Raw genomic sequence first — 11,110 nt, 5'->3', positions numbered from 1 at the left:
CTTACATCACATTGATATCAGGTTACTTTTGAGCGCACTTTGTACTGATCATGATCCCAAAGACTATTGTTCATCACATCCGCGATGATCGCCACGGCAGCGCTCACATCAGCGCTGTCGAGGTACATCGGAGTAAAGCCAAAGCGCATGATATCAGGTGCACGGAAGTCGCCAATAACACCGCGGTCAATCACGGCCTGCATCGCAGCATAGCCCTCATGAAACTGGAACGACACTTGCGAGCCACGCACGGCACTGTCACGCGGGCTGGCCAAAGTTAGTTGCGGCACATCGCGCTCAATCTCCATGATGAACTGTTCCTGAAGCTTTATCGATTCCGCGCGTAACTCTGCCATATCAACATCGTCCCAAAGCTCCATCGCAACTTCGAGTGCGGTAAGCTGGATCACGGGCGGTGTGCCAACGCGCATCCGCTCGATCCCTGCCCCTGCCTTGTAATTGAGATCAAAGGCAAAGGGCTGGCGGTGGCCGAGCCAGCCGCTGAGCGCAGGTTCAATCGTCTCGACCAGATCATCGCGCACATAGATGAACGCAGGCGCACCCGGACCGCCATTAAGGTATTTATAGGTACACCCGATGGCAAACTCGCAGTTGGAGCCTTCGAGGTCCACCTCCACAGCACCCGCCGAATGCGCCAAATCCCAGAGCATCACAGAACCCTTGGCCTGCACCGCAGCAGTCACTGCGTTCATGTCGTGCATCCGCCCTGTGCGGTAGTCGATCTGCGTGAGCATCACCACTGCCACGCTCTCATCCACTGCATTCATTACCTCCTCAGGTGCCACCGTGCGCAACTCGTATCCCTGCTCTAGCAACCCGACCAGCCCTTCGGCCATGTAAAGGTCAGAGGGAAAGTTGCCTGTATCGCTGAGGATCACGCGACGTGTCGGATTGATCTTGACCGCAGCAGCCAGCGCTTGGAACACTTTGAGCGAAAGGGTGTCCCCCATCACCACAGTGCCCTTGGGTGCGCCAATGATGCGCGCCACCTGATCGCCCACGCGGCTTGGCTGGTCCATCCAGCCTGCCCCGTTCCAGCCGCGAATGAGCATCTCGCCCCACTCGTCTGCAATCATGCTTTGCACACGCGCGGCCACTGCTTTGGGCAGCGGACCGAGGGAATTACCATCGAGGTAGATCACCCCCTCGGGGATGATAAATGCATCTTTTCTCAGGATATTGGACACTTAAAGCGCTCCTCTGACATTCCATAATTCGGGAAACAGCTCCACTTCGAGCATTTTGCGTAGGTAGGATACGCCGGCTGTACCGCCTGTGCCGCGTTTGAAACCAATTATCCGCTCAACAGTAGTGACATGGTTGAAGCGCCAGCGGCGGAAGTAATCCTCTAGGTCGACCAGCTTCTCGGCAAGCTCGTACAAATCCCAATGCGCACCCGGATCCTCGTAAACACGCTGCCAAAGGTCTTGGACCGCCTGCTGTGCCTTCCAGTCCGAGCGGCCCGGCGCTCCAGCGAGCGGCTGATGGTCAAACCGATCACACAGCCGCGCAATGGCCACCTGATAGAGGCTCGGCTGAGCAAGTTCTGCTTCGAGACGAGCAAAGGACGCTGCCTTATGTTTGTGCAGTTTCATCAAGGACTCGTTCCGGTTACCCAAAAGAAATTCCACCAAACGGTATTGATGCGATTGAAATCCCGAAGAGTTGCCAAGACTGGGGCGAAAGGCCGTGTATTCGCTAGGCGTCATGGTCCGCAACACGTCCCATGCATTGTTCAACTGCTCGAATATACGCGCCACACGGGAGAGCATCTTAAAGGCAGCAGGCAATTCGCCGCCCTGCATCGCCTGCCGCGCCGCCTCAAGCTCGTGAATCGCAAGGCGCATCCACAATTCGGAAGTCTGGTGCTGGATGATAAAGAGCATTTCGTCGTGCGCATCCGAAAGCGGGTGTTGCGCATTCAGGATGGGATCAAGGCCAAGGTAGTCACCATAAGACATATCTTTGGAAAAATCCATTTTCGCCCCCTTGGAGGCCGCTTCAAATTCGCTCATATCTGGCCTCTTTCATATGTGCATTGCCGCGTAGCCCGCAGCGTACAGGCGGCAATTGTGCATTACGGCATTAGCACCCGCACGCCGGACATTGCGGCAATTTTTGCTACATCCTCGTCATAGATCTCGGTCATCTCGTCCACAACGTCATCGGTCCAGCCTGGCATATCCAGCTCTTCTTCCACCTCGCCCTCAAGGGCATATTTATCCAGAAACGCAGCAATCGCGCGGCGCTTTTGATGCTCTGTCATAATGGGGTGATCTTTGAGATAGGCGCGGAACCGCTTCATGCCCTCGGTACTCATAATCGAGCTGAGCAAATCGAACCCGCCAATGATCTTTTGATCGTCAGGCAGCCCTGCCATCTGGCGAATGATATGCGCCCAGATGAGCGGCGTATCCTCGTTGCACCATATGGTGATCGGTACTTCAGGGACCGCTTCGCGCAACAGACCAATCGTTTCGGACCACAAAACATCGCGCGGATCGCGACCACCCCAAAAGTAGGCAGGATCAGGATTTTCCGACTTGCTGTGCAGAATCGGAAGCAATGTCGCGGGATTGCGAATTCCCATAAATATCTCGACTTCATCGCGTTCGAAAATTTGCGCCATCCGCATCATTCGCACAGGAGCCGCTGGATAGAACATGCCCTGCTGCACAGCGGTCTTTGGTGTACGAAAGAAGTTGGCGTCCGACAGGATCACCCGGTCCGCTTCAGTGTCGTCCAAAAACGCATCGACCAACACATCACGGGCCATCTCAGAGGGAGGTGCACTGACCATGGCATTCAATGTATCACGTAGAATAGCACGGTATTTCCCATGTCCAGGCACCATGACGCCCTTCGTCGCAAAGTCGTCAGCGTTGCGCAGAAGGCACTTCATCATGCGGTCTTCTTCGGTAAAGTGAACGCCCGTGTGTAGGACCAATTTCATTATCTGCCGCCCATATGTTTTATTTTATCTCTATCTGTATGTAGCAGAGCTGTAAAACCTGCAAAAGGAGCATAAAAGCCTCTTGCGCGATCTTTGTAATGGCATTAAACGGCCCATCAATGCCCCTATAGCTCAGCTGGTAGAGCAATTGATTTGTAATCAATAGGTCCGCGGTTCGAGTCCGTGTGGGGGCACCATTTAATTTTAAAAAAATCCATAAAGCACGGCACCTTGAGGCTTTCTTGCCCATCCTGCCTCCCTCTTTCGCCCCCCTTAACTGCGATGCTCTAATGAGTATGTTTTTGTTCCACTCGTCACCATATTTATCTTCGGTAATGATACAGACGAACTCGAACTGGGCTGAAATTCTCTCAACACCGAATCCCGCGCCCAACTCCAGAGCTGCCATCTGTGACACCTGACACCATGGCGAGAAAAACAGCATCGAACAATCAGCGTGTCGATGATGCTTACCCCGTCTGCATCAAAATTAGGATCCCGCCGAACGGGTTTGGGTTATCTGTCGAGCGAGACCGCAGCGTGGCTAAAACAGGCCCTAGCTGCATTGCAGAATTTCCGTAAGGATACCCTATGGCATGGCTCCGTTTACAATCAATGAGCGCTCATGTTGCTTCACGTAGGTCCACGCGACGAAACGACTGGTTTTTTGCCCCTGCGCCATTTCAACGACCTTACTTTCGGCAACTTTGGCTTTTCTCAGAATTCGGGCGAGTGGTTGGAGGTTGTCTTTTTTCGACACTAAGGAGGTAAACCACAGACACTGGCCAGCGAATTCCATGCTTTGTTCAACCATTGTCGCGATAAATTTTATTTCGCCACCGGGACACCAAAGCTCAGCGTTTTGACCACCAAAATTGAGGTTTTTTGACTGTCCCTTGCCAAGATTACCCCACTTGCGCTGGGTGCCTTTTGTTGCTTTTTCCATGGAGGCATGGAACGGCGGGTTGCACAGAGTAACGTGAAACATGTCATCGGGGGTGATCACACCTCTAAAGATATTCTCACGTTTCTCTTGGTGTCTGAGGGTAATCTTCAGCTTGTTGGTTTCGCAGATCTGCTGTGCCGACTGAATTGCGGCAGGGTCTATATCGACACCAGTGAAGTGCCAGCCGTATTCGCTTTGACCGACTAGGGGATAGATTAAGCTCGCTCCGGTGCCGATATCCAATGCTTTTATGGTCGAACCACGTGGAATTTCAGTGTTGTTATCGGAAGCAAGCAAATCAGCGAGATAGTGGATGTAGTCTACACGGCCAGGAATTGGTGGGCATAGATAGCCGGTTGGGATATCCCAAAAATCAATGTTGTAATGCGTCTTTAGGAGCGCCCGATTAAGCATACGGACAGCACTCGAATTTTGAAAGTCTATCGTCGTGATCCCGCGCGGGTTACGGATTGTGAACGTCTCAAGTTCAGGTGTCTGTGCCACTAAGCGCACAAAGTCGTACCCACATATGTGTTGATTGCGGGGATGCAGCTTTGGTTTGTTGGCCATAGGAGGAGCCTTTATAAAAGATTGTTGACGTCACGCGAGAGTCATTTCAGCGGCTTTAGGGCATCGTAGTCTGCTATGCGCACGAAGCTGGCACCGAACCGCCGAAAAACTATGACGGCTTTTGGAATAGATTTCTGTAGGTGTTCTTTTTTCGTTTTGCGGGCCCCGCAAAAGTTTTTACCTTTCGAATGAAACCTGAATGATCGTTTCTTACTCCGCCGCTGCCAGTGAAGGTTTTGAAACTCCACGTGACTTTCGCTTTTCGCCCAGCATCAGCATCGCAGGTGTTACTACCAGCGTCAGAATTGTCGCAATGACCAGACCACCTGCGATAGCCGACGACAGTTCTGTCCACCACTGGGTTGAAGGTGCGCCATAGACGATCTCACGGGTGAAGAAGTTCAGGTTTACCCCGATCACCATCGGCATGAGGCCCAAAGCCGTTGTAACGGACGTCAAGATCACGGGACGCAGACGTTGCGCACCTGTGCGCAGGGCTGCTTCCCGTGGAGATTGGCCTGATCGTTGCAGATCATTGTAGGTGTCGATCAACACGATATTATTGTTCACCACAATCCCCGCCAAGGCGATGACACCAATGCCACCCATGACGATCCCAAAGGGACGGCCCGTGACAATCAAACCCAGCAGGACCCCTGCGATGGAAAATATGATGGCCGACATAACAACGAAGGCCTGATAGAAGTTGTTAAACTGAAGAACCAAGATCACAAACATCAGGAAGATCGCGGTGATGAATGCACCGACAAGAAAGATCATGCTTTCGGCCTGATCTTCGGCCTCACCTGCAAAGCTGAACGCAACGCCTTCAGGAAGGTCAGCTTTCTCCAAGGCCGCTGTGAGGGCAATTACTTGATCGTTGACCAGCACACCTGGTGCGACGTTAGCTTCGATCGTTGCCACACGTTTTTCGTCAATGCGGCGGATGACGCCGGTGCGATCTGATGGTTCAAACGTCACAAAGTTTGAGATCGGGACCAGACCAGACGAGGTTGGCACCCGTAGGCTGCCAAGTTCTGCCAGTGTCCGTTCTTCACGTGGGAACCGCACACGGATGTCGAGTGATCCATCCACATCGTCAGGGCGATAGTCAGCCACGGTGATACCTTGGGTCAGCAGTTGCACCGCCTGGCCAAGCAAGCTCACGTCAGCACCAAAACGAGCAGCCTCTGCCCGGTTTACAAGAATTGATACTTCGACGCCGGGAACAGGACGTGTATCTGTCACATCCGTAAAGCCACCCAAGCCATCCATGATGTTGCGGATTTGTTGAACAGCTTTGTTCTGCAAATCAGGATTGCGGGCTGTTATCTGGAGGTTCACAGGCTTGCCAGTCGTAGGGCCACCACTTTCGGTTTGCACCTGCACGTCAATGCCTGCGATGTCGGACACGCTTTTACGGATATCGACGCCAATCTCTGCTGCCGTGCGGCGGGTATCCCATGGCATTAACTCCAACTGGAGCGTGCCGATGGTTTCCTCATCGCCTTGACCTGCCGACATGACAGATCGTGCGTAAATGCTGGCAATCTCTTCGTAGGCCAGAATGCGTTTTTCAACGGCCCGCACCAATGCGTCACGTTCAAAGATGGAGAAGTTATCACGGGCGCGAACCTGCACCTGCATGAAATCAGGTTCAATCGATGGGAAAAAGCTGACGCCTTTCCCGAACTGCCCATAAGCACCAAAGCCACCCAGCAACAGCGCAACTGCCAGCAAAAGGGTTGCAGCTGGACGCGTAATGGCTTTTTCCAACAATCGCACATACCTGCCTGTGAAGCCGCTCATTTCTCGTGGGTCACCAATTTCTGCAGCATGGAGCGCCGCCTTCGCCTTAGCTGACTGCGGAGGACGTTTGCCAATCAATCCGCCCATTACGGGAATAAATACCAACGCCATAAACAGCGAAGCCGACAAGGTGAGGATCACGGTGATGGGGAGATATTTCATGAACTCGCCAACCATGCCCGTCCAGAATAGCAGCGGGAAGAACACCGAAAGAGTTGTCGCCGTGGACGCGATAATAGGCCATGCCATGCGTTTGGCGGCAAAGGAATAGGCCTCTCTTGGCTCGACGCCCTCCTGCAATTTTCTATCGGCAAGTTCGGTGGTCACGATGGCCCCGTCGACCAGCATTCCGACCACCAGAATGAGAGCAAAGAGCACGATGATATTCATCGAAAAGCCCATCGCCCACAATGCAACGACACCTGCAAGAAACGCGCCGGGGATCGATAGCCCGACAAGTATTGCCGACCGCGTCCCAAGGGCAAAAACAATCACAATCATTACAAGGATCACGGCGGCGATGACGTTGGCTTCCAGATCGCTCAGCATGTCTTTGACCTGTTTGGACTGATCTTGCAGATAGGTAATCTTAACGCTATCGGGCCAGTCGACACGCAGAGCTTCGACTACTGCTTTCACCTCGTCCACTGTGTCGATTATGTTCGCACCGGAACGCTTTGTGATTTCCAAGGCCAGGGCTGGCTGGCCATTGATACGGGCGAAGGAGTCCGGATCTTCGAACGTGCGCCTGATCGTAGCCACATCGCCAAAAGTAACGACCGCATTGCCGCGCACCTTCACGGGCATAGCCATCACATCTTCAAGATCTTCGATAAGGCCAGGAACTTTGAGCACGATACGCCCTGACCCCGTTTCAATCGCACCCGCCGCGATCAGCCGATTGTTGCGCTGGATTTGTCCAATGAGTTCATCGAACGACAAGTTGTAGGTCTGGAACACTGTGGGATCGATCAGAACTTCCAGAAATTCGAACCGCTGGCCGCCGATGTCTACCTCAAGAACACCGCTCAGGCCTTCGATCTCTTCCTGCATTTGCTCGGCAAGACTGTTGAGGGTCCGTTCAGGGACAGGGCCCGACAGGATCGCTGTGATGATCGGGAAAAGGGCTGTGTTAATTTCTGTGATCGTAATGTCATAGGCATCATCGGGCAGTTCCCCTTGTGCGCGATCCGACGCTTCGCGCACTTTGTCTAAGGCTTCTTGGTTGTCACCACCCGCCTCAAACTCCAATTGAATGGATGCAAAGCCCTCGGTTGCGTCTGAGTTCATGGATTTCAAACCCGAAATAGACGCAAATTCCGTTTCCATCGGTTCCAGCAGCAACCGCTCTGCATCTGCAGGGCTGATCCCATCAAGACCGCTAGAAACGTAAAAAAGAGGTAGCGGCACCTCTGGATTGGCCTCTTTGGGGATCGAGATATAGGCGTAAGCCCCAACCGACAGGATCATAATCAGCGCCATGACCACCACCCTTGAACGGGAAAAGGCGAAATCAATGATACTGTTCATCAGTTTGTCTCCCCGGCACTTGGGGCGACAGTCTCGGCCTCATTTACAAATCCCTGCCCTACGGTGATTACGTCCACACTTTCGGGTAACCCCGTCACCCAAATGCCGTCAATCTGCGCTTTGACAACCTCAATCGGAAAAAACTTGACCACATTGTCGCCGTCGACTGTTTTCACGCCCAAGGCTCCTTCGGTGTTCAGCGATACGATGGATGGCGACAAAAAATGTGCCATTGTCTCGCCCGTCGGAATGATCACTTCGGCAGAGATACCTGCGGGGATCGCACCATCAGCATTCTCAACTTCGATCTCGGCCAAAAATGTGCGGGTCTCGGATGCGGCAGATGTGCCCACAAATGTGACCACACCGTTCCGCTCTTCTCCTGTGATAAAGCGCACCGTTGCGGACTGTCCTACGGACAGCCGTGTGAGGGACTGCTGGGGCACCTGAATGGCAACTGTCAGCGGCGTGATGTCAACGAGACGACCTACTTCGGTTCCCAAAGCGACGAATTCGCCTTCATCAAGGTTCAGCGTCTCGACCCGTCCCGCAAAGGGGGCGGCGATTGTGAGAGCATTGGCAGCTTGCTCTGCCGCAGTAACTTGTGCTTGTGCAGAGGCTAGCGTAGCCCGTGCTTGCGCCACACGGTCAGCTGTAGCAACCCCTCGCTGCAGAAGCTGTTCGGCGTTGTCGAATTCACGCTGCGCCCGAGACAACTCTTCGGCAGCGCGATTTGCATCCGCTTGATTTGATGCGGGATTGAAGCGGGCAATGATATCGCCGGCCGACACGTCCTGACCTTTGGCAACCAAAACCTCGGCAATGTCACCAGAGGTCTCGGCCCGCAACATCGTGTCGCGATCAGGGAGGGCTTGTCCCTCTGCCTGATAGAACTGGGTGACGATCTGGGCCATGGATGTCGTAACAGCGACCGCAACTGGCTTCGGCTCTTCGCGTGCCACGATAGGATCGGTGTCTTGTGACGGGATGATAAATCCGCTGCCCATCCAACCGACAAGGATCAGCACCAAAAACGCCGCGAACCAAGTAGAGCGAGATGCGCCATCATCTGAGGTGAATGTCAGTGTTTGGCGTCCGGCATCTGCTGTTGAAGGTGCATTCGCTGGCGTAGCATCTATCACGTCCGGTTTCGGCTCAGGTGTAGGTGTTCTGGCCTCATCTACCTTAGGGTCTTTTGTGTCATCTTGCTTGGCTGCTTCATGCGTCATCTGCGTAATCCTTCGGGGCGGTGGGCTGCAGCATCGCTGAGGTGTTCCTGGATGTGTCAAGTTCGGACAAGGCCACTGCGACTGCTGCGTCCAAAGAGGCGTAAAAGTTGGCATGTGCATTAAGTCGACCAAGGGCTTCCGAATTTGCGGGCAGACTTCGGATCGTCTCTGCGATGTCGGCTTGGATTGAACGGTTTCGTTTATGAATACGTTCCAACATCGTGGCGTATGGATTTGGGGCGAGTTGAAAGAAATCCTGTCGTTCACCAGGTTTTGTTACTCGCTTCACCAACCCGCGTTCCTCAAGAATACGAATACTCGTGCTGATACTGGCACGGCTGACCTGAAGTTTGGTAGCAAGATCACCAAAGGAAACCACTTCGCCATCAAAGATCAGCATTCCAAACACACGTCCTGCAATGCGAGGTAATCCTTCAGCCTGAGTGATCAGCCCGGTCTTTTCAATGAAATCTGTGCGAACGGCGTCATAGGTGATGTCGTTGGACATGTGCTGCTCCTGCTGCTCTCAGGCCGTTTATGCTCCAAGACCACGTCTCGTCAAGTTTGTTTAGTTTTGACTGAACAAAACGTAACGTCACACGCTACCCAGTGAGAGCCGCACTGTCATATCTGTGGTATGAGCAAAAAAATATACGGATAAGTGCAATGTGCCGCGCAGTAGAAAAATATCTTTCGAGTTCAAAAAGGAGCTTATCTACGTGGGTATAAACGTATGATTCCTAAAGATACTTTCTTATTTTCTTAGTTTGCGCCGACGTCGATGATGCTAGAGATTTCTGTCGAGATACTTTTTAGCCGTGCAGCAAAAGCTATGCTTGCATTTCCAGTGGCGCGGTTAAACGCAACACCATTTTGGATGCCAAGACGGGCATCATCGATTGCAGAAATCATTAGTGAACCGGCCGAGGCTACTCGAGTTTTGCAATTATGGCTGAATGAATGCGCATCGGGTGCCAGTTCAATAACAGTGCAAGTACGGAGGCTGCGTCTATTTGTACTAGGGAGGCAGGTGGCCATAGAAATTGGCTCACCTAAAACGGGTTCTCGGAAAAGCGACCAGTCGATTGAGGTTGCGAACTTTGCATCGGTGTCGAGCCTTACAAGGGGCTATACTGTCGTCCGCCGCCCTAGATACTAGGGACAGATTTTGAAGTCCGACATAATCCGAGTATTGAGCAAAGCTCGGCGTTTGCGGGCCAATACGGTTACCGTAGCAGGGAAAAATCGTAAATTCCTGATCGTTTCTTCTCTGTTGCTCTCTTCGATAGCACCTAAAATCAACGACGTTTCGAACTTCAACCTTGCCAAGTTTTGGCGGTAGACTGCTTTGACAACTCTAAGTTAAGGTTGCCTCGAACCTTGGTTCTTTCATTTTCCAAGATATTCGCGACATTGGCCGAAGATATCTTTTCGCCTGATGAACTGGCTATGGTTGCACCTATCCAGCCGCTTAGAAGAGCGAGGATTGCACCAGCGATTGTTGCCTGTGCTCCGGGAAATGGGCCGCTCTTTATGCTGTTTTTCTCTATGAGTTATTTCTCTCTTTTCAACCTCTTCAGCGAGGTCAAGTCGTCGGCTCTCGGTTTCAAGCTTCTCTCTCTAGCTCTATTTCCTCGGCTGACATCGCAATTTTGGCCTTATTGATCTAAACTTGCTCATCGCCAAGCCAGTGGTTTTCGAACCACAGTCATCATCGTTCCGATAAAATTTTGCCAAAGTAGCCTTCATACGAGAGGTGATATTACGCCTATCTCTAGTGTTTTATGCTTCAATATTACTAAAGCAGCACTATCAAGATGGTTGCAATCAGAATGAATTATGGGTTGCTAAGACCATCTCTCCTTCCTTTAGGGACTGGCACGGCACCGCACCCTTCCAGTCAGTTCTGGGGGGATGATACTGCGACACTTTAAAGGGCGTTCTCGGATTTTTCACATACAATTCTAGACCTGCGGAGGTGGTCTCCGAAACAAAACTATCGATGATACGGCTGCGAAGACTTATCTGCGCAAATGCAGTCTGGCACTTATA

At 52.4% G+C, this 11,110-nt stretch carries 7 protein-coding genes and 1 tRNA gene; 1 reads left to right on the top strand and 7 read right to left on the bottom strand.

Going from position 1 to position 11,110, the window contains the following annotated elements:
- Positions 1–17: 17 nt before the first annotated feature.
- The 3 genes from kynU to Q0775_RS14425 form a co-directional block, all read right to left on the bottom strand.
- On the bottom strand, positions 18–1,208 hold the full coding sequence (kynU, locus tag Q0775_RS14435; RefSeq protein WP_298862276.1) for a kynureninase: 1,191 nt from the start codon (positions 1,206–1,208) through the stop codon (positions 18–20).
- The gene (locus Q0775_RS14430; RefSeq protein ID WP_298862271.1) at positions 1,209–2,036 is read right to left on the bottom strand and encodes a tryptophan 2,3-dioxygenase family protein; all 828 of its coding nucleotides are present in this window, start codon (positions 2,034–2,036) and stop codon (positions 1,209–1,211) included. It abuts the gene before it with no gap.
- 62 nt (positions 2,037–2,098) lie between these two features.
- On the bottom strand, positions 2,099–2,974 hold the full coding sequence (locus tag Q0775_RS14425) for a hypothetical protein (RefSeq protein WP_298862268.1): 876 nt from the start codon (positions 2,972–2,974) through the stop codon (positions 2,099–2,101).
- Positions 2,975–3,095: 121 nt separating this feature from the next.
- Here Q0775_RS14425 and Q0775_RS14420 point away from each other — a divergent pair.
- Positions 3,096–3,171 (top strand) — tRNA-Thr (locus tag Q0775_RS14420).
- A gap of 392 nt (positions 3,172–3,563) precedes the next feature.
- Here Q0775_RS14420 and rlmF read toward each other — a convergent pair.
- The 4 genes from rlmF to Q0775_RS14400 all read right to left on the bottom strand — a co-directional run bounded on the left by rlmF (position 3,564) and on the right by Q0775_RS14400 (position 9,566).
- The gene (gene rlmF / locus Q0775_RS14415; RefSeq protein ID WP_298862265.1) at positions 3,564–4,490 is read right to left on the bottom strand and encodes a 23S rRNA (adenine(1618)-N(6))-methyltransferase RlmF; all 927 of its coding nucleotides are present in this window, start codon (positions 4,488–4,490) and stop codon (positions 3,564–3,566) included.
- Between the two features lie 210 nt (positions 4,491–4,700).
- The gene (locus Q0775_RS14410) at positions 4,701–7,829 is read right to left on the bottom strand and encodes an efflux RND transporter permease subunit (protein ID WP_298862262.1); all 3,129 of its coding nucleotides are present in this window, start codon (positions 7,827–7,829) and stop codon (positions 4,701–4,703) included.
- Positions 7,829–9,058: an efflux RND transporter periplasmic adaptor subunit gene (locus tag Q0775_RS14405; RefSeq protein ID WP_298862260.1), complete on the bottom strand. Its 1,230-nt coding sequence runs from the start codon at positions 9,056–9,058 to the stop codon at positions 7,829–7,831. Before Q0775_RS14405 ends, Q0775_RS14410 begins: the two co-directional genes overlap by 1 nt.
- Complete coding sequence (locus Q0775_RS14400) at positions 9,048–9,566, bottom strand: MarR family transcriptional regulator (protein ID WP_298862258.1); 519 nt, start codon at positions 9,564–9,566, stop codon at positions 9,048–9,050. The genes Q0775_RS14405 and Q0775_RS14400 overlap by 11 nt, the downstream gene beginning before the upstream one ends.
- Positions 9,567–11,110: the final 1,544 nt, after the last annotated feature.

It is taken from the genome of uncultured Sulfitobacter sp. (assembly GCF_947499945.1).
Classification (GTDB): Bacteria; Pseudomonadota; Alphaproteobacteria; order Rhodobacterales; family Rhodobacteraceae; genus Sulfitobacter.
Note: the sequence above shows the minus strand (reverse complement) of the source record. Positions and strands in the feature narration are given on the sequence as shown.

Bases quoted from the DNA above. Each gene is read 5' to 3' on its own strand.
- Q0775_RS14410 (WP_298862262.1), bottom strand. From the start codon at position 7,829: ATGAACAGTATCATTGATTTCGCCTTTTCCCGTTCAAGGGTGGTGGTC.
- Q0775_RS14400 (WP_298862258.1), bottom strand. From the start codon at position 9,566: ATGTCCAACGACATCACCTATGACGCCGTTCGCACAGATTTCATTGAA.
- Q0775_RS14425 (WP_298862268.1), bottom strand. From the start codon at position 2,974: ATGAAATTGGTCCTACACACGGGCGTTCACTTTACCGAAGAAGACCGC.
- rlmF (WP_298862265.1), bottom strand. From the start codon at position 4,490: ATGGCCAACAAACCAAAGCTGCATCCCCGCAATCAACACATATGTGGG.
- Q0775_RS14405 (WP_298862260.1), bottom strand. From the start codon at position 9,058: ATGACGCATGAAGCAGCCAAGCAAGATGACACAAAAGACCCTAAGGTA.
- Q0775_RS14430 (WP_298862271.1), bottom strand. From the start codon at position 2,036: ATGAGCGAATTTGAAGCGGCCTCCAAGGGGGCGAAAATGGATTTTTCC.